The sequence below is a fragment of the uncultured Xanthomonas sp. genome, assembly GCF_964278005.1.
GTDB lineage: Bacteria > Pseudomonadota > Gammaproteobacteria > Xanthomonadales > Xanthomonadaceae > Xanthomonas_A > Xanthomonas_A sontii.
Map to the genome: position 1 here is coordinate 13,558 of NZ_CAXYKF010000001.1, position 23,247 is coordinate 36,804.

At 70.4% G+C, this 23,247-nt stretch carries 19 protein-coding genes; 8 read left to right on the top strand and 11 right to left on the bottom strand.

Translation table 11 applies throughout. The annotated features are described in order from the left end of the window. Positions 1 to 88: 88 nt before the first annotated feature. Entirely contained in the window at positions 89 to 1,681 is a 1,593-nt protein-coding gene (locus tag ACHWVH_RS00045; protein ID WP_394686430.1) for a phytoene desaturase family protein, read from the bottom strand. Positions 1,682 to 1,882: 201 nt separating this feature from the next. On the opposite strand from ACHWVH_RS00045, the gene ACHWVH_RS00050 reads away from it, so the two are divergent. Then, positions 1,883 to 3,982, top strand: a complete 2,100-nt coding sequence (locus ACHWVH_RS00050; protein WP_191091376.1) for a M13 family metallopeptidase — start codon at positions 1,883 to 1,885, stop codon at positions 3,980 to 3,982. 238 nt (positions 3,983 to 4,220) lie between these two features. Beyond that, a complete protein-coding gene (locus ACHWVH_RS00055) occupies positions 4,221 to 6,233 on the top strand; it encodes a M13 family metallopeptidase (protein ID WP_394686431.1) in 2,013 nt (670 codons plus the stop codon). Positions 6,234 to 6,378: 145 nt separating this feature from the next. Here ACHWVH_RS00055 and ACHWVH_RS00060 read toward each other — a convergent pair whose 3' ends face one another. From ACHWVH_RS00060 to ACHWVH_RS00085, 6 genes are all read right to left on the bottom strand, one after another. Next, a complete protein-coding gene (locus ACHWVH_RS00060) occupies positions 6,379 to 7,041 on the bottom strand; it encodes a rhomboid family intramembrane serine protease (protein ID WP_148829065.1) in 663 nt (220 codons plus the stop codon). A gap of 567 nt (positions 7,042 to 7,608) precedes the next feature. Continuing rightward, complete coding sequence (locus ACHWVH_RS00065; protein WP_394686432.1) at positions 7,609 to 7,992, bottom strand: MGMT family protein; 384 nt, start codon at positions 7,990 to 7,992, stop codon at positions 7,609 to 7,611. After that, complete coding sequence (locus ACHWVH_RS00070; RefSeq protein WP_267109967.1) at positions 7,989 to 8,924, bottom strand: DMT family transporter; 936 nt, start codon at positions 8,922 to 8,924, stop codon at positions 7,989 to 7,991. Before ACHWVH_RS00070 ends, ACHWVH_RS00065 begins: the two co-directional genes overlap by 4 nt. Before the next feature lie 88 nt (positions 8,925 to 9,012). Further along, complete coding sequence (gene gorA / locus ACHWVH_RS00075; protein WP_394686433.1) at positions 9,013 to 10,374, bottom strand: glutathione-disulfide reductase; 1,362 nt, start codon at positions 10,372 to 10,374, stop codon at positions 9,013 to 9,015. A gap of 157 nt (positions 10,375 to 10,531) precedes the next feature. After that, entirely contained in the window at positions 10,532 to 11,773 is a 1,242-nt protein-coding gene (locus tag ACHWVH_RS00080; RefSeq protein WP_394686434.1) for a DUF418 domain-containing protein, read from the bottom strand. Between the two features lie 138 nt (positions 11,774 to 11,911). Further along, positions 11,912 to 12,391, bottom strand: a complete 480-nt coding sequence (locus ACHWVH_RS00085) for a peptidylprolyl isomerase (protein ID WP_017909247.1) — start codon at positions 12,389 to 12,391, stop codon at positions 11,912 to 11,914. A 109-nt stretch (positions 12,392 to 12,500) separates the two neighbouring features. On the opposite strand from ACHWVH_RS00085, the gene ACHWVH_RS00090 reads away from it, so the two are divergent. After that, positions 12,501 to 13,043 carry a C40 family peptidase gene (locus ACHWVH_RS00090; RefSeq protein ID WP_267086256.1) on the top strand — a complete coding sequence of 181 codons (543 nt, stop codon included), beginning with the start codon at positions 12,501 to 12,503 and terminating at the stop codon, positions 13,041 to 13,043. Positions 13,044 to 13,150: 107 nt separating this feature from the next. Further along, positions 13,151 to 13,984, top strand: a complete 834-nt coding sequence (locus ACHWVH_RS00095; protein WP_295935535.1) for a C40 family peptidase — start codon at positions 13,151 to 13,153, stop codon at positions 13,982 to 13,984. A 117-nt stretch (positions 13,985 to 14,101) separates the two neighbouring features. Here the strand turns inward: ACHWVH_RS00095 and ACHWVH_RS00100 are convergent, their stop codons facing one another. Further along, on the bottom strand, positions 14,102 to 14,878 hold the full coding sequence (locus ACHWVH_RS00100) for a class I SAM-dependent methyltransferase (RefSeq protein WP_267117254.1): 777 nt from the start codon (positions 14,876 to 14,878) through the stop codon (positions 14,102 to 14,104). 161 nt (positions 14,879 to 15,039) lie between these two features. Here ACHWVH_RS00100 and ACHWVH_RS00105 point away from each other — a divergent pair, with 161 nt between their 5' ends. Next, positions 15,040 to 15,789, top strand: coding sequence for a nucleotidyltransferase domain-containing protein (locus ACHWVH_RS00105; protein ID WP_394686435.1), 750 nt, complete (start codon positions 15,040 to 15,042; stop codon positions 15,787 to 15,789). Positions 15,790 to 15,811: 22 nt separating this feature from the next. Here ACHWVH_RS00105 and ACHWVH_RS00110 read toward each other — a convergent pair whose 3' ends face one another. The 3 genes from ACHWVH_RS00110 to ACHWVH_RS00120 form a co-directional block, all read right to left on the bottom strand. Then, entirely contained in the window at positions 15,812 to 16,291 is a 480-nt protein-coding gene (locus ACHWVH_RS00110; protein ID WP_010341292.1) for an acyl-CoA thioesterase, read from the bottom strand. A gap of 113 nt (positions 16,292 to 16,404) precedes the next feature. Beyond that, positions 16,405 to 17,241 (bottom strand): class I SAM-dependent methyltransferase, encoded by an 837-nt coding sequence (locus tag ACHWVH_RS00115; protein WP_295926863.1) that lies wholly within the window; start codon positions 17,239 to 17,241, stop codon positions 16,405 to 16,407. A 7-nt stretch (positions 17,242 to 17,248) separates the two neighbouring features. After that, positions 17,249 to 18,589, bottom strand: coding sequence for a dicarboxylate/amino acid:cation symporter (locus ACHWVH_RS00120; RefSeq protein WP_394686436.1), 1,341 nt, complete (start codon positions 18,587 to 18,589; stop codon positions 17,249 to 17,251). Positions 18,590 to 18,741: 152 nt separating this feature from the next. Here ACHWVH_RS00120 and ACHWVH_RS00125 point away from each other — a divergent pair, with 152 nt between their 5' ends. The 3 genes from ACHWVH_RS00125 (at position 18,742) to tilS (ending at position 23,238) form a co-directional block, all read left to right on the top strand. Continuing rightward, entirely contained in the window at positions 18,742 to 20,448 is a 1,707-nt protein-coding gene (locus ACHWVH_RS00125) for an alkaline phosphatase (RefSeq protein WP_295926865.1), read from the top strand. A gap of 32 nt (positions 20,449 to 20,480) precedes the next feature. Then, positions 20,481 to 21,020, top strand: a complete 540-nt coding sequence (locus ACHWVH_RS00130) for a WG repeat-containing protein (RefSeq protein WP_394686437.1) — start codon at positions 20,481 to 20,483, stop codon at positions 21,018 to 21,020. An 874-nt stretch (positions 21,021 to 21,894) separates the two neighbouring features. Further along, positions 21,895 to 23,238 carry a tRNA lysidine(34) synthetase TilS gene (tilS, locus tag ACHWVH_RS00135; RefSeq protein WP_394686438.1) on the top strand — a complete coding sequence of 448 codons (1,344 nt, stop codon included), beginning with the start codon at positions 21,895 to 21,897 and terminating at the stop codon, positions 23,236 to 23,238. Positions 23,239 to 23,247: the final 9 nt, after the last annotated feature.

Sequence of the window (23,247 nt, forward strand, 5' to 3'; positions counted from 1 at the left end):
GCGGCGCGCTGCACGCGCCGCGCCTTTCCCTCGCCCTGGTCGCCATGCCAGGGTTCTTTTTTTTCTTGCCGCTATCGTCCGCCGCCGCTCAACCGCGCAACAACGCCATCGCCGCATTGTGGCCGGGCGCGCCGGTCACGCCGCCGCCGGGGTGGGTGCCGGAGCCGCACAGGAACAGGCCGGGAATCGCACCGCGGTACGCCGCCTGGCCGAGCATCGGCCGTGCGCTGAACAACTGGTTGAGGCTCAGCGCGCCGTGGAAGATGTCGCCGCCGATCAGCCCGAAAGTGCGTTCCAGGTCCAGCGGGCTCAGCACCTGCCGGCCCAGCACCGAGGCGGCGAAGCCCGGCGCATAGCGCTCGACGGTGGCGATCATCAGGTCGGCGACCTCCTCGCGGTGCGCGTCCCAGCTGCGCCCGTCCGGCAACTGCGGCGCGACGTGCTGGCAGAACAGGCTGGCCACGTGCTGGCCGGGCGGCGCCAGGCCATCGTCCAGGGTGCTGGGAATCAGCAGTTCGACGATCGGTTCGCGCGACCAGCCGTGCCGGCGCGCGTCGTGGTAGGCGCGGTCCATGTAGTCCAGGCTAGGCGCCAGTACGATGCCGGCGGTGAGATGATCGCCCGGCCCCGGAAGCGCGCTGAAACTGGGCAGCCGCGACAGCGCCACGTTCATGCGGAACGTGCCGGAACCGCAGCGCCAGTGCGCCATGCGCTCGCGGGTGGCGGCCGGCACGTGCGCCGGATCGAGCAGGCGTTCGTACAGCAGCTTGGGATTGACGTTGGCGACCACGTGCCGCGCCCGCAGGCGCTCGCCCTGCTCGGTGACCACGCCGACCGCACGCCCGCCCTCGACCAGGATCTCGCGCACGCCCGCATCGGTGCGGATGCGCGCGCCGGCCGCAGTGGCCGCACGGGCCATGGCCTGGGTGATCGCGCCCATGCCGCCCAGCGCATGGCCCCAGGCGCCCTTCACCCCGTTGCTCTCGCCGAACACGTGGTGCAGCAGCACGTAGGCCGATCCCGGCGTGTACGGGCTGGCGTAGTTGCCGACGATGCCGTCGAAGCCGAACAACGCCTGCGCCGCGTCGCTCTCGAACCAGCGCTGCAGATACTCGGCGGCGGAGATGGTGAACAGGTCCAGCAGGTCCTGGCGCAGCTCCGCATCCAGCGCATGCAGGCGGCGCCCGAGGCGGCCGGCGCGCAGCAGCTCGGGCAGTGCCTGCAGCCAGCCGCCATCGGTGACGTTGGGGGGCGGCTGCAACGCCAGCGCGCGCAGCACGTCGGCGATGCCCTCCAGCCGCGCCTCGTAGGCCGGCAGGCGCGCGGCGTCGCGCGCGGAGAACTTGGCCAGTTCGGCCTGAGTGTGGCCGGCGCCGGTCAGCAGGTAGCGCCCATCCGGCAACGGCAGGAAGTTGTTGCGCCGGCGCGGCACGATGCGCAGGCCGTGGCCGGCCAGATCCAGGTCGGCGATCACCTTCGGCTGCAGCAGCGACACGGTGTAGGACGCCACCGAGTTGCGGAACCCGGGGTGGAACTCCTCGGTCACCGCGGCGCCGCCGACCACGCCGCGCCGTTCGAGCACCGTCACCTTCCAGCCGGCCCGCGCCAGGTAGGCGGCGCAGACCAGGCCGTTGTGGCCGGCGCCGACGATCAGGGCATCGCATGGCGGTTCGCGGGTCATGGCCGCATGGTAAGCCAGCGCCGGCGGGCCTGCCGACGGCAGGCGGCGACGCCGTCCCGCGGCCCAATGGCCAGGGCCACCCATGACCTTCGACACCCCTGAAACCTGCAGTGGCGGCGTAGAGTCTCGCCACGGCCCGTGCGGGCCATTCCTTTATCCACGTCGGCCTGGAGCCTGCCTGTGACCCTTCGCAATCCCAAGATGCTGCTGTTGACCCTGGCCGTGAGCGCCGCGCTGACCGGCTGCAACAAGCCCGAGAGCGCCGCGCCCGCCGCCGATGCCGCCAAGTCCGCGCCGGCCGCCGCCCCGGCCGCGGCGTCGACCGACCTCAAGCTCGACACCAGCAAGCTGCCGGCCTACAACGCCTTCAACGTCGACGACCTGGACGCCAGCAAGAACGCCTGCGACGACTTCAACGGCTACGTCAACGGCAAGTGGCTGGCCGCCAACGAGATCCCCAAGGACCGCAGCAGCTGGGGCGCGTTCTCGATCCTTGACGAGCGCTCGGTCGCGGCGCAGCACCAGCTGGCCGAACAGGCCGCCGCCGCGGCCAACCCGCAGGGCGTGGAGAAGATCGTCGGCGACTTCTGGTCCTCGGGCATGGACGACGCCAAGATCAACGCCCAGGGCATCGCGCCGCTGAAGGCCGACCTGGCCGCGATCGACGGCCTCAAGGACGGCCCGGCGGTGGCCGAGTACCTGCGCCAGAGCGCGGCCAAGGGCGAGAACGGCCTGTTCGGCTTCGGCGCCGAGGCGGACTTCAAGAATTCGGCGATGAACATGGCCTACGCCATGCAGGGCGGCCTCGGCCTGCCCGACCGCAGCTACTACTTCGACGCCGACAAGCAGGACAAGCTCAAGGCCTACCAGGCGCACGTGGCCAAGGTGCTGGAGCTGGCCGGCGTGCCGGCGGCCGACGCGGCCAAGCAGGCGCAGGACGTGGTGGCGCTGGAAACGCGCCTGGCCAAGGTGTCCAAGTCCAGCGAGCAGCTCTCGCGCGACGCCGAGCTGTCCTACAACCCGGTCACCCCGGCCGACGCCGACAAGCTGACCCCGAACTTCCCCTGGACCAAGTTCTTCGAGTCGCAGGGCGTGGCCGTGCCGGAGAAGTTCTCGCTGGCGATCCCGGCCTTCCATCAGGAAGTGAGCAAGGCGCTGGGCGACACCGACCCGTCGGTGTGGCGCGCCTACCTGCGCTTCCACACCGTGGACAGCGCCTCGCCGTACCTGAGCGACGCCTTCGCGCAGGAAAACTTCGCCTTCTACGGCAAGGAACTCAACGGCCAGGCCGAGATGAAGCCGCGCTGGAAGCGCGTGCTCGGTAGCATCAACGAGGGCGCCGGCGAGGCGATGGGCCAGATGTACGTCAAGGTCGCCTTCTCGGCCGACGACAAGGCCAAGATGCAGCAACTGGTCGAGAACCTGAGCCAGGCGCTGAAGGCGCGCCTGGAGAAGCTGACCTGGATGAGCGACGAGACCAAAGCCAAGGCCCTGGACAAGTGGAAGACCTTCACCCCGAAGATCGGCTACCCGGACAAGTGGCGCGACTACGCCAGCCTGAGCACCCAGCGCGACAGCTACCTGGACAACGTGCGCGCCGCCACCGCGTTCAACTACAAGTACAACCTCAGCAAGATCGGCAAGCCGGTGGACAAGACCGAGTGGGGCATGACCCCGCAGACGGTCAACGCCTACTACAACCCGCTGCAGAACGAGATCGTGTTCCCGGCGGCGATCCTGCAGCCGCCGTTCTTCGACCCCAAGGCCGACGACGCGTTCAACTACGGCGGCATCGGCGCGGTGATCGGTCACGAAATGACCCACGGCTACGACGACCAGGGCGCGCGCTTCGGGCCGACCGGCAACTTCGAGAACTGGTGGACCCCGGCCGACGCCAAGAAGTTCTCCGCGCTCACCGGCAAGCTGGTCCAGCAGTTCGACGGCTACGAGGTCGACGGCAAGCACGTCAACGGCAAGCTGACCCTGGGCGAGAACATCGCCGACCTGGGCGGCATCACCACCGCCTACGACGCGATGAAGAAGGCCACCGAGGGCAAGGACGACCCGAAGGTCGGCGGCATGAGCCGCGACCAGAACTTCTTCATCAACTGGGCCACCGTGTGGCGCACCAAGTACACCCCGCAGAACGCGATGGTGCGCCTGACCACCGACCCGCACGCCCCGGCGCAGTTCCGTGCGATCGGCGCGCCGTCGAACCTGGAGGCCTTCGCCACCGCGTTCCAGTGCAAGCCGGGCGCGCCGATGGTGCGCAGCGGCGACAAGCGCGTGGTGATCTGGTAAGCGAGGGCGTCACTGCCGTCTCGCGAAAAGGCCCGGCTTGTCCGGGCCTTTTCTTTGCGTGGGCATCGGCCTGCGACGACGGCGGCGATGCCGACCGCCCTGACCGGCCACCGGCACCCCGTGCCTGCCGGCGTCGCTCGCTGAATCCGATGGGGACGTGGACGCGCATCATCGCCACAGTTGCACACCGCGGCTTGTTAAACTCCGCCGACTTTAATCCTGACCGGATGCGTTCCCGATGCCCAATGCCCGTCCGCTTGCCCTCGCCGTCGCCCTCGGCCTGATCGCCCTCGCCTCCGCCGCCGATGCCGCGCCCAAGAAGAAGCGCGCCGCCGCGCCCAAGGCCCCGCCGATCAGCGCCGCCTGCAGCGACTTCTACGACGACGCCAATGCCGACTGGCTGAAGCAGAACCCGGTGCCGCAGACCGGCGCGGTCACCGCGCTGGGCCAGCTGGCCGAGCGCACCCAGCAACAGCAGCGCGACCTGCTCGACGCCTCCATGCAGTCGCCGCAGAACGCGGTGCAGAAGGCGCTGGGCGATTTCTGGGCCAGTGGCCTGGACGAGGCCGCGGTGGAGAAGGACGGCTCCAACCCGATCGCGCCGCTGCTCGGCCGCATCGATGCGATCAAGAAGGCCAGGGACGTGCCGGCCTCGATCGCCGCGCTGCACCAGATCGGCATCCCGGTCGCGTTCAACTTCGGCGCCGACGTCGACCTGAAGGCGCTGGACCGCCACATCGGCTACTTCATGCAGGGCGGCATGGGCCTGCCCGACCCGGCCTTCTACACCCGCACCGACGCCGACACCATGGCGCTGATGGGCCGCTACCGCACCTACGTCAAGCAGATCCTGACCCTGACCGGCACCCCGGCCGACGGCCTCGAGGCCGACGCACAATCGGTGCTGCAGATCGAGACCGCGCTGGCGCGCAGCGCCAAGTCGCTGGCCGGCATCAACAACCCGTTCAACAACTATTCGCCGATCTCGACCAAGGAGTTGAACAAGCAGTACCGCAACCTGCAACTCGACGCCTTCCTCAAGGCCCAGGGCGTCAACGACGACCTGGTGTCGATGGCCGACCCGGACATGTTCAAGCAGCTCGACGGCATGATCGTCAGCATCAAGCCCGAGCAGTGGAAGGCCTACCTGCGCTGGCGCGTGGGCGATGCGATGGCGCCGTACCTGTCCAAGAGCTTCCGCGACGCCAGCTTCGAGTTCCGCGGCCGCGTGCTGCAGGGCCAGGTCGCGCCGCCGCCGCGCTGGGCGCAGGTGCTGGACGCGATCAACGTCGCCGCCGGCCCGATGCTGGGCCGCGAGTACGTGGCCCGCTACCTGTCGGCCGACACCCGCCGCCAGGCCGAGACCATCGCCGACCAGGTGCGCGACGCGCAGATCGCCGCGGTCAAGCGCAGCACCTGGCTGAGCGAGCCGGCGCGCACCGAGGCGCAGGCCAAGCTGGCCGCACTGAAGATCGAGGTCGGCGCGCCGCGCCGCGACCTCGACTACACCCTGCAGCCGATGGGCCGCGGCAGCTTCGGCGGCAACATGCTGATCGCCTCCACCTGGCGTCACCGCGAGGAGATGAAGCGCATCGGCAAGGGCAACGCCGACCGCCGCTGGGACGTGCTGCCGCAGCAGCCCGCACTGACCTACGACATCGCCCAGAACCGCCTGATCGTCACCGCCGCGGTGCTGCAGCCGCCGGTGTACGCGGCCGGCGGCGACGCCGCGACGCTGTACGGCGCCTACGGCGCGATGGTCGCGCACGAGTTGATCGGCGCCATCGACAGCAAGGGCAGCCAGGTCGACGCGCAGGGCCAGTTGCGCAACTGGTGGACCCCGGAAGACAAGAGCGCCTGGAACGCGCTGGCCGCCCGTACCGCCGCGCAGTACGGCGCCTACGACTTCCCGGGCGTGAAGGGCGCCAAGGTCAACGGCCCGCTGACCCAGGACGAGGACCTGACCGACATCGGCAGCGTCGAACTGGCCTGGCAGGCCTACAGCGCCGCGCAACCGACCGCCAACGAGGCAAGCAAGCAGGCGTTCTACAAGGCCTGGGCCGGCCTGTGGGCGCAGCAACTGTCGCCGAACGAAGCCGTGCAGCGGGTCACCGCCGACGTGCACGCGCCCGGCCGCTGGCGCACCAACGGCGCGCTGGCCAACCTGCCCGCCTTCGCCGCGACCTTCACCTGCAAGCCGGGCCAGCCGATGGTGCGCAGCGAGGCCGAGCAGATCCACCTGTGGCCGTGAGCCGGTGCCGGCGCTAGCCGCCGGCCAGGCACACGCAGCAAGACGGCGCGGGCAACCGCGCCGTCTTGCGTTCAGGGGTCGGGAAAACGTGCCGCCGCGCCGGCGCCGCGCTTGCTACGAGCAGCAGCGCGGCAGGCGTTTTCGCTCAGCGCACGATGCGCGGACGCGGCGGCTTGCGCTTGCCGAACGGCGGCTGGCCGCGCCAGTAGCGGATCATCAGCCAGCCGAACAACATGCCGCCCAGATGCGCGAAATGCGCCACACCCGGCTGCCAGCCGGTGAAGCCCATCAGCAGTTCCAGCGCGCCGAACACGATCACGAAGGTGCGCGCCTTCATCGGGATCGGCGGGAACAGCAGCATCACCCGCTGGTTCGGGAACAGCATGCCGAAGGCCAGCAGCAGGCCGAAGATGCCGCCGGAGGCGCCCAGGGTCGGATACGGCGCGCTGCCGTTGCTGAGCATCCACCAGCCGACCAGCAACTGGCACAGGCCGGCGCCGGCCACGCAGACCAGGTAATAGGTCAGGAAGCGCTTCTCGCCCCAGGTCTGCTCCAGCGGCCCGCCGAACATGTACAGCGCCAGCATGTTGAAAAACAGATGCGAGAAGCTGCCGTGCAGGAAGCCGTAGGTCAGCAACTGCCAGAGCTGGAAGTTCTGCCCGGGCGAGAACGCATCGAAGACGCCGATCGGCCACAGCATGAACGGCTCGAACGTCGCGTCGCCCAGCAAAAAGGGTTGCTGCAGCAGGAACACCACGACATTTGCGATCAGAAGCGCTTTAGTGACGGGCGGAAGTCTGGGAAACATGGTCGGGTCCGTGGCAACTGACTCCATCATAGCCGCTCGCTGGAGCATGCACCCCAACCAATGCAGCGGCATGCCATGACCAACGACGCTCTTCCAAGAGGTATTGCGAGCGCGGTGCGCCGAAGAGACAGACGAGGGCGCGGGCGAAGCCTCGCGCAGTCAACATGCGGCATGCGCTTCGCGTCCGTACCCGCACCCCACCCCCGCCCCCGCAGGGAGAGGGGCTTTTACCTGCTTCTCCCACCGGGAGAAGGTGCCCCGCAGGGGCGGATGAGGGTAAGGGCGCAGCCTCGTGCAGCTGAAACACCGCTCGCGCTTCGCGCCCTACCCTCACCCCAACCCCTCTCCCGAAGGGAGGGGGGCTTGTACCTCCTTCTCCCTCCGGGAGAAGGTGCCCCGCAGGGGCGGATGAGGGTACGGGGCGCAGCCTCGTGCAGCGGAAACACCGCATGCGCTTCGCGCCCTACCCTCACCCCAACCCTCTCCCGGAGGGAGAGGGGCTAAGCCCTTCACAGCCGGCGTCTTGTGCTCTTCGAGACACGAGCCCCGCAGTTCTGGCGCGCCTCGCTACCGAGGCCCCCACACCTCGGCATCGAGATCGCGCGCCGGCGCCGGCGCATGCTTCACCCGTCCGCCCTGCACCGCCACGCCTTCGGCGCGCAGGCGCTGGCATTGCTCGCGATAGCCGCGCGAGCCTTCGGGAAAGGCGATGCGGCCGTCGCTGCGCAGCACCCGGTGCCAGGGCAGCGCGGCATCGGCATTGCCACCGAGCAGACGCGCCACCAGCCGCGCGCGTCCCGGCAACCCGGCCAGCATCGCCACCTCGCCATAGCCGCGCACCTGGCCCGACGGGATCGCCCGGATCGTCGCCAGGATCCGCGCATGCGCCTCGGCCGCCGCCGTCGCGGCCGGCGCCGACGCGCTCGCTGCGGGCGGCCGCCGTGGACTCATGCCGACCGTGCCCGCACCGGCCGCGACACCAGCAGCACCCCGCCCAGTACCAGCACGGTGCCGGCGATCTGCCACGGCCCCATTGCCTCGCCCAGCACCAGCACGCTGAGCACGATGGTGGAGACCGGGCCGAGCATGCCGATCTGCGACGCGAGCGCCGAGCCGATGCGCTGCACCGCGAGCATCGTCGCCAGCACCGGCACCGCCGTGCACAGCGTGCCGTTGAGCAGCGACAGCGCGTAGACCGGTGTCGGCAAGACCAGCGCGTGCAGCGGCCGCAGCAGCAGGAACTGGGCGATGCACAGCGCGCAGGCGACCAGGCTGGCGTAGGCGGTCAATCGCACCGCGCCGACCCGCGCCACCAGTTGGCCGCTGCCGACCAGATAGGCCGCATAGGCCAGCGCGCTGCCGAATACCAGCAAGCTCCCCCAAGCAGTACGCGCGCCGCCGATCTGCAGGTCGTGGCCGAACGCCAGCAACACGCCCAGGTAACTCAACGCCAGCGCCCACAGCTGGCGCCGCTGCGGACGCCGCCGCCACAGAAGTACGCCGATCAGCAACACCAGGGTCGGGGTGAGATAGAGGATCAGCCGCTCCAGGGTCGCGGTGATGTAGGCCAAGCCGAGGAAATCCAGGAAGCTGGCCAGGTAGTAGCCGAGCACGCCCAGGGCGACGATCCGCCAGCGGTCGCCCGCCTGCAGCGGCGGCGCGCGGCGCGCCGCCCACAGCGCCATCGCCGCGAAGCACGGCAGCGCCACCAGCATGCGCAAGGCCAGCAGGGTCACCGCATCGACGCCATAGCGATAGCCCAGCTTGACGATGATGGCCTTGCCCGAGAACGCGATCGCGCCGCCGGCAGCGAGCAGCACGCCACCGAGGCTGGCCTGGGTGGCGGTGGGGGCGACGGCGGCGGAGGTGCCGGGCGCGCTCATCGCGTAGCGCCGCGGCAGGGAGAAGAGAACACGTGCATGGCGCCATTCTACGGCGCCACAGCCAACCAGCCGCCGGATCGCGGCGACCTCAGCGCATCAGCACCACTTCCTCGGCCGAAGTCGGATGGATCGCCACGGTGTCTTCCAGTTGCTGCTTGGTCACGCCCAGCTTCAATGCCACCGCAAAGCCCTGCAGGATCTCGTCGGCCCCATCGCCGAGCAGGTGGACGCCGACCACACGCTCCTCGGCGCCAACGCACACCAGCTTGAACAGGCTGCGCTGCGGCGAATCGGCCAGCGCCTGCAGCATCGGCCGGAAATTGCTGCGGTACACGGTCACCGCGTCGGCGCCATAGCGCTCGCGTGCCTGCTCCTCGCCCAATCCCACCTGGCCCAGCGGCGGATGCGAGAACACCACGCTGGGCACGTTCTCGTAGTCCAGCCGCGCCTGCGGCCGGTCGCCGAACACGCGGTCCATCAGCTTGCGCCCGGCGGCGATCGCCACCGGGGTCAGGCCGACCTTGCCGGCCACGTCGCCGATCGCATACAGCCCAGGCACGTCGGTGTTCTGGTAGTCGTCCACCACGATCTCGTGCTTGTCGCCCAGGCGCACACCCAGCGCCTCCAGGCCGAGGTCGCGCGTGTTGGGGCGGCGCCCGATCGCGAAGAACACCTTGTCGACGCTCTCGCCGGGCTGCCCCTGCGCATCGACCACGCACAGGCCCTCGCCGCTGCGGCGCAGGGCGCTGGCGCGGTAACCGAAATGCAGGCGCACGCCCTGGTGGCGCAGGTTATCGGCAAGTTGCCGTGCCAGTTCCGCGTCGAACCGCTCCAGCAGGCGCTCGCCCTGCACGTATAACTCCACCCGGCTGCCCAGCGCCTGCAGCAGTCCTGCCAGTTCCACCGCGATATAGCCGCCGCCGACGATCGCCACCCACGGCGGCGCCTCGCAGAGATTGAAGAAGTCGTCGGAGACCAGGCCCAGCTCGGCGCCGTCGATGTTCGGCCGCAGCGCGTGCGCGCCGGTGGCGATCACCACGTGCTTGGCGCTGACCCGCACGCCGTCGTCGCATTCGACGGTGTGCGCATCGACCAGCCGGCCGCGCCGCGGGATCAGCACCACGCCGTCGGCATCCAGCCGGCGCCGGTAGCTGGCGTGGATGTTGCCGATGTAGCCCTGGCGATGCGCCACCAGTTCCGCCCAGGACAGCGTGGCCTCGGGAATGGCGAAGCCGACCGCGCGCGCCAGGTCGATGCGTTCGACCAGATCCGCCGCCAGCCACATCGCCTTCTTCGGCACGCAGCCGACGTTGACGCAGGTCCCGCCGAGCGCGCTCGGCTCCAGAATCGCCACCCGTGCGCCATGGCTGGCGGCGCGGAAGGCGGTGGCCAGGCCGCCGGACCCGCCGCCCAGCACCAGCAGGTCGTAATCGCGGATCGCCCCGTTCACGGCGCACGCTCGGCGCGCGGCGGGGTCGCATCGGGCGCGGCGCGGTGCGCGCGGTTCACATCGTCCATCGGCTGTCCTGTCGCATGTCTCGGTCGCCGCCGAGCATGCCATGGGCGGCCGCGCGGCAGATGTGAGGACGCCGCCGCAGCGCCTGCGCTCAGGCCGCGTCGCGGCGGCGCATCGGCTGCCAGCGCAGGTAGCTGGCCGAGCGCCACAGCCACTCCACCGGGCCGAAGCGGAACCGCTGCAGCCACCAGTGCGACAGCGCCACCTGCAGCGCGAACAGCGCGACCGCGAACGGGATCTGCCAGGCGCGCGGCAGTTGTTCGAAATAGCCGAAGCCGTAGCCGTAGAACAACGTGGTGCACACCAGCGACTGCAGCAGGTAGTTGCTCAGCGCCATGCGCCCGGCCGGCGCCAGCCACTGCAGCGCGGGCGCGGCGCGCACCAGCCAGGCCGCATAGCCCAGCGCCATCAGGCCGCTGGCGACACTGGCCAGGGCGTAGGCACAGGTCAGGCGCAGATCCAGCCGCGCCGGATCCATCCACGGCTCCAGCCGGAAGCTCAGCAGCATCAGCGCCAGGCCCAGCGGCAGCACACCCCAGCGCAGCACCGCCAGCAGCCGCGGGAAGCGCTGCGGCTGTGCGGCCAGGCCGCTGCGCACGCACCAGGCGCCGAGCAGGAACATGCCGAAGATGGTCGGCGCGTTGAACACCAGCACGCTCAGCGATTCGACCAGGTCGCGCGCGCGCTGCGCGGTGGCCTGGGCGTAGCTGCCATGGCCGAACACCTCGCGCTGCTGCGCCAGCGCCGCCGCGCCGTGCTGCGCCTGCTCGGCCATGTCCCGATGCCACTGCGCTGCACCGTGCGGATCGGCCTGCGCCGCCCAGGCGGCGGCGCCGACCAGCAGCCACAGCGCCGGCGCGAACAGGTAGACCACCAGCGCCATGCCCGGCAGCCAGCGCGTGGGCGCCTCGCGGAACGCCAGCAGCATGAACGCCAGCAACGCATAGCTGACCAGGATGTCGCCGGACCACAACAACAGCGCGTGCAGCAGGCCGATCAGCAGCAACCCCGCGCTGCGGCGCAGGAAGAAGCCACTGAACGGCCGCAGCGCGGTCTCGGCGCGCTGCGCCATCACCGCGAAGCCCATGCCGAACAGCAGCGAGAACAAGGTGTAGAACTTGCCCTGCACCAGGATGTAGACCAGGGCGTCGGCGATGCGGTCGGCGCCGCGCAGCGCCGGATCCAGGCCGGTCATCGCCGCGTCCAGCGGGCCGACGAAGCCCTCGATGTTCATCAGCAGGATGCCCAGCAGGGCGAAGCCGCGCAGCACGTCCAGCGTGGCGATGCGCTCGGCGGGCGCGACGGGCTGCAACACGGGGGCGGAAGTGGCCAAGGCGGCACCGGGCGGAAGGCCGGCGATGTCCCTCGCCGCGATCAGGAAGGCCGCCGGCGTCCGCAGCGGCACGATGGCGCCGCTGCGTGCGGCGCCAGGGCGGCGGCACCGGCGCGACCGGCACCGCCACAAACGCACTCAGTGGTGGTGGCCGCCGTCGCCGTGCACGTGGCCGTGCTCGATCTCTTCGGCGCTGGCCTCGCGCACGTCGACGATCTCCACGTCGAAGTGCAGGTCCTTGCCGGCCATCGGGTGGTTGAGGTCGACGTCGACCACGCTCATGCCGACCTTCTGCACGGTGACCGCGCGGGGGCCGAAGTTGGTCTGCAGCACCACCTGGCTCCCCGGCTGCAGCTTGACCGCGCCGAAATGCTTCTTCGGCACGCGCTGGCTCAGGCCCTCGCGGTATTCGCCGTAGGCGTCCTTGGCGGCCACGTCGACACCGAAGCTGTCGCCGGCGGCCTTGTCCATCATCGCGTTCTCCAGGCCCGGGATGATGTTGCCGTGGCCGACCAGGATCACCAGCGGATCGCGGTCCTTGGAGCTTTCGATCGGTTCTTGACCGACTTCCGAAACGGTGTAGTGGAAACGGACGACGCGGTCTTTTTCGATCTTCATGTGCACTCTGCGCTGTGGCTGCCGGGGGCAGACGGGATGGGCGGCTTGTCGGCCGCCGGGAGCGCCGCCATGATGGCGGCCTTCTGAGGTCGCGCATTATCCCGGCTCCATGCACAACACGCCAGTTTCGCCGCGCGCCCGCCGCGCGTTCCCGTGGTGGCTTCCGCTGCTGTGCACCGCCGCGCTGGCAGCCTGCGGACGCCACGAGGTCCGCCACACCCGGCCGGCACCGGTGGCGGTGCGCGAGTGGCCGCAGGTGGCGCCGGCCGACCCGGGCGCGGCCAACGCAGTGCTGATGCGGGCGCTGGGCCTGGTCGGCACACCCTACCGCTACGGCGGCAACACCCCCGAGTCCGGCTTCGACTGCAGCGGCCTGGTCGCCTACGTCTACCGCGACATGCTCGACCTGCGGCTGCCGCGCACCTCGCGCGAACTGGCCGCGGTACAGGGGCCGCGGATCGACCCGCAGCGCCTGAGCACCGGCGACCTGGTGTTCTTCGGCAGCGCGGGAAACGTGACGCACGTCGGAATTTATGTCGGTGAAGGCCGCTTCGTGCACGCTCCCAGCACGGGCGGCACGGTGCGCCTGGATTCGCTGGACGGGGCCTACTGGCGGGACCACTACACCGGCGCAAAGCGGGTTTTGCGCTGAACTGTGATTTCACCCACATTCATAATTACGAAAATTTAACCTTATTTGAACTTCCTATTTCTGTCTACAAGGCATGATCCCCCATCGTTTTATTTTGTGATCCAAGCGTGACGACCGAAGCCCAGACCTCTCCAGGCAAGCCCGCCGTTCCCCGCCGGACCGCTTTCCGCCTCTTCTGCACCGCCTCGCTCTGTTTCTCGGCCCTCCCGGCCCTGGCCCAGACCGCTCCCGCCGACACCGTCGTCCCGGAAGCGATCGCGACCGTCGCCCCCGCTCCCGCCCAGGTGAGCGCCGCCGCGACCACCGCCCAGGCGACCGCGCAGCCCCCCAACACCACCACCTCGGCCAAGCCGGCCGCCGCCCAGGCGCCCGCACCGTCGCGCAGCAAGGCCGACGCCGCCGCCACCGCTACCCTGGCCGCCCTGCTGCCGCACCTGGCCGCCAACGACACCATTCCGCTGATGGACCGCTCGGCGATGTTCGCCGGCGACATCAGCCGCCTGCTGGCCAACTACGACGTGTCCCAGCCGGTCCCGCGCGAAGGCGTGGTGCCGGGCGGCGACAAGGTCCAGTCCGTGCTCAAGCGCGCCATGGCGCTGCTGGGCACCCCGTACCGCTGGGGCGGCGAGGACACCGAAGGCTTCGACTGCAGCGGCCTGGTCGGCTACGTGTTCCGCACCGCGCTGGGCATCGAACTGCCGCGCGTGTCGCGCGAGATGGCCCGCGAGGCCAATGCCCAGCTGATCAAGGACCGCGACGCGCTGGCGCCGGGCGACCTGGTGTTCTTCGGTCGCAAGGGCCGCGTCGACCATGTCGGCCTGTACGTCGGCGAGGGCCGCTTCCTGCACGCCCCCAGCCGCGGCAAGGACGTGCGCGTGGACACGCTGACCTCCGGCTACTGGGGCGAGAAGTTCGTGCAGGCGCGCCGCGTGGCGATGTAAGCCGCCGCTCCGCAGATACCGCACAGAAAAGGCCGCTGGGGACAGCGGCCTTTTTCGTTGTGGCGTTTCGCGGCCGCCCGGCTGGCGCTCGTGCCACTGGCACCGACGCGGCCGCCCTCAGGCGGTGGCAACGATCGCGCGCACGTCCTTGTCGATCCGCAACGCGCCGTCGCCATGCGCAAACGCCGCCTCTACCGCCTGCCGCAAGGCTGACGCGTGCGCCTGCGGCGGCAACGGCAGACTCTGCAGATAGGCCATGACGTCCTCGGGATCGGTGCAGACCAGCACGTCGTCGAAGCGCGCGACCCGGACCTGTGCGAAGTGCATGGCGAACAGGCGCGCGCCCGCCTCGGCGTCCAGGCGCAGGGTGGACGGGTCGCGGTCCGGGCCACCGGCCACCCCGGCGACCAGTTGCGCGAGTTGACGCATGTTGTCGCGACCATTAAGCACCGCCAGTACTGCCGCGCCTGGACGAACGATGCGTCGCAGCTCGCGCACGCCCGCATGCGGATCGGGCAAGTGGTAAAGCATATGCACGGCCAATGCGGCGTCGATGCTGGCATCGCGCAGCGGCAGGCGCATCGCGTCGCCGACCACACCCTGTGGCCGCAACGTCGCCGCCTGCGCCAATGCCGCAGCGACCATGGCCGGCGAGCGATCCAGCAATTGCAATGCCAGCGATGGCGGCCACTGCCCGGCGAGCGCGCCCCACAGCTGGCCGGTGCCGCAGCCGATATCGGCCACGCGCATGTCTGCGGCCAACGGCACCTGTGCGCGCAACCACGGGTACCAATCGCCGCGGCCGTACTTGGCATGCAGCGACTTACGCTGCACCAGCCGCTGTGTATCGCCGTATTGCCGCTGCAGTTCCGCGCTGTCCGCCTGGAGGGTCATCGTCGCCGTCCGCGTTGCCCGCCGGCACGATACGCTGTCCGCCTCGATCGCGTCACCGGAACTTCGATGACACCACGCCCCTCGCCTGCCCCGCAGTCCTGCCGTGCCGATGAGCCCGTCCGCCGGGTCGCGTCCTGGCCGCAGTTGCAGGCGCTGCGCTGATGCCGGCCACGCTCACCCTGCCCACGCCCGCCCAGGCGCTGGCGATCGCGCAATCGCTGCTGTCCACCCGCTACGCCGACGCGGCCTTCGGCTTCGCCGCCGGCTCGATCCTGCGCGGCGAAGGCACGCATCTGTCCGATCTCGACCTGGTCGTGGTCTATGAGCGCCTGCCGGCGGCACGCCGCGAATCGTTCCTCGCCGACGGCATGCCCGTCGAAGCCTTCGTGCACGACCCGGGCACGCTGGCCTGGTTCGTCGAGGAAGACGCCGCCCGCGGCCGCCCCAGCCTGCTGCACATGATCGCCGAGGGCACCCTCGTCGGCACCGCGACCGAATCCGCACGCAGCCTGCAAGGCCAGGTCGCCGCGCGGCTGCAGGCCGGGCCGCCGCCGCTGACGCAGGCGCAACGGGACGCGCTGCGCTACGAGATCACTGATCTGGTCGACGACCTGTGCGGCGAGCGCAGCGCCGCCGAGATCGTCGCCATCGGCGCCCTGCTGCATCCGCGCCTGGCGGAACTGGCGCTGCGCGGACGCGGCCATTGGTACGGCAGCGGCAAGTGGGTGCCGCGCCTGCTAGCACGGATGGATCCGGCCTTGGGCCAACGCTTCGACCAGGCCTTCGCCGCGCTGTTCGCCAACGCCGACCGTGCGCCGGTGCTGGCACTGGCGCAGCAGGAACTGGCCGTGCACGGCGGCCGCCTGTTCGACGGCGACTGCCGCATCGCGCCCGCGGACTGGCGCGCCTGAGCCAGCGTGCGGGCGCGCGCGCTCAGCCGTGGTAGTGGGCGATGGTGTCCTCGATGCCCTTGCTCAGTTCCATCACCTTCTGCGCGTACTCGGCCAGGCGATGATCTTCCGGCGTGTCCGGATGCCAGGCCGGCACCGCGGTCGGACGGCCTTCGACGCCGTCCAGGGCCACGAACACGATGATGCAATGCGTGCACAGCCGCGGCTCGCCGCCCATCGGATCGCGGGCACGCACCTCGATGGCGAAGTGCATGCTGCTGGTGCCGGTGTGGACCAGCTTGGCGCTGACCGTGACCATGTCGCTGATGCGGATCGGCGAGACGAAGCGGATGCCGCCCACCGCCACGGTCACGCTGTAGTGGCCGCTCCAGCCCACCGCCGCGGCATAGCCGACCTGGTCGATCCACTTCATCACCACGCCGCCGTGGACCTTGCCGCCGTAGTTGACGTCGATCGGTTCGGCCAGGAAGCGGAAGGTCAGTTCGCGTTGCGTGCCGCTCATCGGGAGTCCATGCAGGGGAAGGAGGCGGCAGTCTGCCATGCGCCGCCGCCGCCAATCGCAACGGCGCCGCAATAAGGTGTCGCCGCAGACGCGCCGGCGGTCGGCGGCGCCGGCTAGACCGCGGCCAGCGCGAGATTGTCGCGCTTGCGGATGCACAGCCACGGGAAATGCGGCTGGCGCCAGCGCAACGCCCGCAGGCAGCGCACCGACAGCCGCCGTGGGTCGAACAACCGGCGCAGCACGATGCCGTCCAGTACCGCCTCGGTGTGCTGGTGGTACTGCTGCGCCAGTTCGGCGCAGCCCAGTCCGCTGAAGTAGCGCAGGCTGCGCGCGGCGCTGGCCCTGGCTTGCTCGACGTCGGCGTAGAACGGGCTGTCGAGGATGTGCAGTTCGCCGTCGTGCTGCAGCAGCTGCAGCAGGCGGGCGATCAGCGCACGCGGATCGGCGAAGTATTGGAGGCAGGCCGGCACCACCACGACATCGAACCGCTGCGCCGGCAGCGGCAAACGCAGGATGTCGCCGGCGACGAAGCTCAACCGCGGCGCGTCGGCGAAGACTCGCGCCGCCTGCGCCAGTTCGGTGCGATTGACGTCGACACCGCAGACTTCGCGCTGCAGGCCGCTGGCCAGGCGATACGACAGCCAGCCGTTGCCGCAGCCGAGTTCCAGCAGAGGACCGTCGCCGCCACGCGCACGCAGACGGCGCAACAGGCGCCGGCACGATTCGGCGCGCACCCGCCATTCGTGGCTGGCGCCGAGCGCGCCGGGCGGCTGCGGCAGCGTGCGCACTTGGGCGTCGCTGTAGAGCCGGCCTTCGCGGCGGCGCACGTCCAGGTAGCGCTGCTCGAACGGGTCGTCCGGCAGCGCGTCGTGCACCAGCACACCCGCGTGCAGCGTCAGCCCGGGCAACTGTCGCAGCTGCGCGCGCAGGCTCTCGGCAGGCGTACTCACGGACGCATCAACGCACCTGGCCGGAACCGTCGACCGGCGGATCTTCCAGGCCGACATTGCTCGGGGCGGCCTCGTAGATGCTGCGATCGAGCAGGCCGGTCTCCTTGGCCACCAGCACCGGCACCAGCATCTGCCCGGTCACGTTGGTCATGGTGCGCATCATGTCCAGCACGCGGTCGATGGCGTACAGGTAGCCGATGACCTCCAGCGGCAGGTTGGCCGCGCTCAGCACCACCGTGGCCATCACCACCGCGGTGCCGGGCACGCCGGCGGTGCCGAAGCTGCCCAGCACCGAGGCGATCAGCACCACGAAATACTGGTTGGCGGTCAGCGGCACGCCGGTGTACTGGGCGATGAACACCGCGCACAGCGCCGGGAAGATCGCGCCGCAGCCATCCATCTTGATGCTGGCGCCCAGCGGCACCGCGAACGCGGCGTAGTCCTTGTTGACGCCGAGGTTGTGGGTGATCGAGCGCAACGCCACCGGCATCGCGGCGAAGCTGGAGGAACTGACGAAGGCCACCTGCATGCCCGGCGCGGCGCCGCGGAAGAACTTCCACGGATTGAGCCCGTGCACCAGCAGCAGGCCGCTGTACACCACCACGATGTGGATCGCGCAGGCCAGGTACAGCGCCAGCACGAAATTGCCGAACGGCAGCAGCTTGCCGAACCCATAGCCGCCGACCAGCGCGGCGATCAGGCCGAAGGTGCCGAGCGGGGTCATCTCCAGCACGAAGCGGGTGACCTGGATCATGATCTCGCTCATCTGCTTGGTGAGCTTGCGCGCCTCGGCCACGCGCTCGCCGAGCTTGACCATGGCAAAGCCCAGCAGCGCGGCGAAGAAGATCACCGGCAGAATCGAACCGCGCCCTGCCGCCAGCACGGTCTCGCCAGCGGCATTGGTCCTGGTGCCGATACCGGTGAGCGCATAGAACGGGTTGGACGGCACCACGTCCAGCAGCACCTGCACCGGGCTGGGCACGTCGCGCGGGGTCCAGGCGCTGTCCACCCGCAGGCCCAGGTGGCCGGCGCCCGGCTGCAGCACCGTGCCCACGGCCAGGCCGACGCCGACCGCCAGCGCCGCGGTGACCACGAACCATAGGAAGGTGCGCCCGCCCAGCTTGGCCACCGACTGCTGCCCGTGCAGCGCCGAGATCGCGTTGATGACGGCGAAGAACACCAGCGGCACCGCGATCATCTTGATCAGGGTGACGTACAGATCGCCCAGCGGCTTGAACCAGGTCTCGGCGGTCGGGCCCAGCGCCCAGCCCGCCAGGGCGCCCAGCAGGAAGCCGGCGACCACGCGCTGCCAGAACGGAATGCGTAACCAGGCCGTCACCAGTTTCATCGACGCTGTCCAGAGAGATCGGGGGGTTTCGCACGATAGCGCACCCCGGCAGCAGCGACGACGCCATGGCTGGAAAGGCGCGATGTCATCGGCGTGCCTTGTCGTAGCCGGCATAATGCGGGGGACTTCGTTGTTCAGGACCCGTTCTGCGTATGCGCCTACCCGTTTCCGCCCTCGCCGCCGCCTCCACCCTGCTGCTGGGCGCCTGCGCCAGCACGCCGCATGCGCCGGCCGCCAGCGCCAACGTCGCGCCGATCGTCGTCCCCGCCGTGGCCCATCCGGCCGGCGAGACCCCGGCCTGGTGGTACCGCAGCGGCGCCGCCAAGGCCGCCAACAACGGTGCGATGCGCGGCAAGGCCAAGAACGTCATCCTGTTCCTTGGCGACGGCATGAGCCTGACCACGGTCGCCGCCGCACGCATCCTCGACGGCCAGCGCAAGGGCGCCTCCGGCGAAGAGAACCAGCTGTCGTGGGAGGCGTTCCCCGCCACCGCGCTGAGCAAGACCTACAACACCGATTCGCAGACGCCGGATTCGGCCGGCACCATGACCTCGATCACCACCGGGGTGAAGACCCACATGGGCGCGATCGGCGTGGCCGCCGGCAAGCGCGACGCCTGCGCCGACAGCCTCGGCAAGCAGTTGCTGAGCTGGCTGGAACTGGCCGACAGCGCCGGCATGGGCACCGGCATCGTCACCACCACCCGGCTGACCCACGCCACCCCGGCCGCGACCTACGCGCACGTGCCCGAGCGCAACTGGGAGAGCGATGCCGACCTGCCGGAGAAGGCGGTGGCCGAGGGTTGCCGCGACATCGCCCAGCAGATGGTCGGCGCGCGCTTCGGGCGCGGCCCGCAGGTGATGCTGGCCGGTGGCCGCGGCCAGTTCACCACCGTCGAGCAGCGCGACCCCGAGTACGACGACAAGGTCGGCCTGCGCCTGGACGGCCGCGATCTGGTCGGCGAATGGCGCCAGCGCCATCCGCAGGGCGCCTACGTGTGGACCCGCGGGCAACTGGAAGCGGCGCAGAACGCGCCGGCGCTGCTGGGGCTGTTCGAGCCGGACCACATGCAGTTCGACCACGACCGCGACCGCAGCGCCAATGGCGACCCGAGCCTGGCCGAGATGACCAAGGCCGCGATCCGTACCCTGTCGCAGGACAAGAACGGCTATGTGCTGATGGTCGAAGGCGGCCGCATCGACCACGCGCACCACGCCGGCAACGCCTACCGCGCGCTGGACGAGACCATCGCCCTGTCGCAGGCGGTGCAGGCCGCGGCGGACGCGACCTCGGCCGAGGACACGCTGATCATCGTCACCGCCGACCACTCGCATACGCTGAACTTCGTCGGCTACCCGCAGCGCGGCAACCCGATCCTGGGCAAGGTGCGCGGCACCAGCGGCGAGGACGCCAACACCGGCGACCTGGCGCTGGACGGCAACGGCCAGCCCTATGCCACGCTCAGCTACGCCAACGGCCCCGGCTACACCGGCGCCAGCAACCAGCAGCCGGCGGGGGTCAAGACCTTCCCGCATGCGCCGAGCAATTTCGAGCCGGCCAACGGCCGCCCGGACCTGACCCACGTCGACACCGAAAGCCCGGACTTCATGCAGGAAGCGCTGGTGCCGACCAAGGCCGAGACCCATGGCGGCGACGACGTCGGCATCTGGGCGCGCGGCCCCGGCAGCAACGCGTTCCGCGGCAGTCTGGAAGAGAACGTGATCTACCACGTGATCGTGCAGGCCACCCCGACGCTGCGCGCGCGGCTGTGCCAGGCGGGCACCTGCAACGGCGACGGCGTGCCGGTGGAGCTGCCCAAGCCGGCGGCGTTCATGACCAGCGCTGCCACCGCGCAATGAGGCGGCGTCGGCCGCACCGCGGCCGCCTGCGCGTGGCCGTTGCGGTGTGCGCAGGGTTCGCTGCGTGTACCGCGCTCGGCACGGTGCCGGCCGCCGCCGAGCAACCGGCCATCGAGGCCTGCCGACTGGGCGACCCGAACAGCGATCGGCCGGTGGTGCCGGGCTGTCGGCTCGGCGCCGACGAACGCCTGCTACTGACGCCACAGGCGCTGCGACGCCTGCCCTTCGATCGCGACTGGCTGGCGCTGCTGAGCGTCGGCGCACGCTTCTACTACGTCCGCGCCGATGGTCGCAGCCTGCCGGTGATCACCTGGGACAACGGCCCGGACGGTTTCACCGAAGGGCTGACCCGCGGCATCTTTCACGGTCGCATCGGCTTCTACGACCGGCAACTGCGCGAGGTGATCGCGCCGGTCCACGACTTCGCCTGGCCGTTCGAGCACGGCGTCGCCGCGGTTTGCGACGGCTGCAGCGCGGACACGCCCGACACCGACGGTCATACGCCGATGCAGGGTGGCCGCTGGTACTCCATCGACCGCCACAACCGCGAGGTGCCGGCGCCCAAGCGCTGAGCCGATGCTCGTGTGCGGCATGGCCGCGTTGTCGCGGAGAAGGTCGCCAAGGCTGGTTCTCTGTAACGCGTCTCTTTGAATCTCCCGCGATGTCGCGGAAGCGCATCGTCCGCGAGGTGAGACATCCCCGCGTCGGGACTGAAGTCCCTCCCACATGGGGCTACCTCACGTTGCGCGGCTTCAAGCGCCGTCGCGCGCTGGCGGCGCGCCAGTCGTCGCGTGCTGGCGACCAACATCGAGCGGGCACCGGGCTGAGCAAGCATTTGGGACAGCCACGAGTGCCGACAATTGCTTTTTTGGGAGGGACTTCAGTCCCGACGCATTGAACTGCAAGGCGTCGGAACTCTGGCCGCAGGCCGGTCATCGCGTGCTGGCGGCCGACATCGAGCAGGCAACGGCTGAGCAAGCAGTCTGGATAGTCCCGAGTGCCGACACCTGCTCTTGTGGGAGGGACTTCAGTCCCGACGCATTGAACTGAAAGGCGTCGGAACTCTGGCCGCAGGCCAGTCGTCGCGCACTGGCCGCCGACATCGAGCGGGCAACGGGCTGAGCAAGCAGTCTGGATAGTCCCGAGTGCCGACACCTGCTCTTGTGGGAGGGACTTCAGTCCCGACGCATTGAACTGAAAGGCGTCGGAACTCTGGCCGCAGGCCGGTCGTCGCGTGCTGGCCGCCGACATCCAGCGGGCAACGGGCTGAGCAAGCAGTCTGGATAGTCCCGAGTGCCGACACCTGCTCTTGTGGGAGGGACTTCAGTCCCGACGCGATTAGCTGAAAGGCATCGGGACTGAAGTTCCTCCCACAACGCTGCCAAGCGCAAAGACGTCGCCATGCCACGCTTCGCGCTGACCTGCGCTTGCGTCTACAGTGACGCGATGCCGCCGCACGCCTCTACGCCCCCGTTGTCCGCACTCGCCACCGCGCTACCCGATCCGGCACCGGCGCCGCTGCTGCTCGGCTTCAGCGGCGGGCTGGATTCGACCGTGCTGCTGCACCTGCTCGCGCAGCAGCCGTCGTACCGCGCCGCCGGCCTGCGTGCGCTGCATGTGCACCACGGCCTGCATACCGACGCCGACGCCTGGGCCGCGCAGTGCGCGCAGCTGTGCAACGCGCTGGCGGTGCCGCTGCAGGTGGTGCGGGTGCAGGTGCCGCGCGACAGCGGCGATGGCCTGGAAGCGGCCGCGCGGCAGGCGCGCCGCCACGCCTTCGCGCAGGCGCTGCAGCCCGGCGAGTGGCTAACGCTGGCGCAGCACCGCGACGATCAGGCCGAAACCTTCCTGCTGCGCGCGCTGCGCGCCTCCGGGCCCGATGGCCTGGCGGCGATGCAGGCGCTGTCCGATTTCGCCGGCAGCCGCCTGTGGCGGCCGCTGCTGGCGCAGCCGCGCACTGCGCTGTATGCCTATGCACAGCAGCACGGCCTGCAGTGGATCGACGACCCCAGCAACGCCGACCCCGGCTTCGACCGCAATTTCCTGCGCCTGCAGGTGCTGCCGCTGCTGCGCCAGCGCTGGCCGCACGCCGACGCCGCCCTCGCCCGCAGCGCGCGGCTATGTGCCGACGCCAGTGCACTGCTGGAGGCGGACGACCGCACGGCGCTCGATGCGCTGCAGGACGCCCCGGGTGCTCCGCTGCCACTCGCGCCGCTGCGCGTCCTGCCCGCGGCACGACGCGCACGCGTACTGCGCCACTGGGTCGCACAGGCCGGACTGCCGCCATTGCCTGCGGCCGGCCTGGCCGCGATCGAACGCGACCTGCTGCAGCCGCGCGCCGATGCCGCGGCGCAGTTCGCCTGGCACGGCGCCTGCGTGCGCAGCTGGCACGACACGCTGTACGCCGAGCGCGACCCTGCGCCCTGGCCGGCCGACTGGCAGGCGCAGTGGGACGGCCGCGCGCCGCTGGCGTTGCCCGATGGCCGCCGCCTGCACCTGCGCGCCGACACCACGCTGGCCTTCGATACGCCGCTGATGGCGCGCGCGCGCCGCGGCGGCGAACGTCTGCTTCTGCCAGGGCGGACGCAGTCGCAGGCATTGAAGCACCTGCTGCAGACGCAGGCGTTGCCGCCGTGGCAGCGCATGCGACTGCCGCTGCTGTTCGACGCCACGCAACTGCTGGCTGCCGGACCGGACCTGCTGGCCGCGCCGCTGCACGATTGGCTGCAGGCGCACGCTGCACGCCTTGAGCTGGATGCGCTGCCGGCGCCGGCGCCCGCCTCGCATTGACCCTGCCGC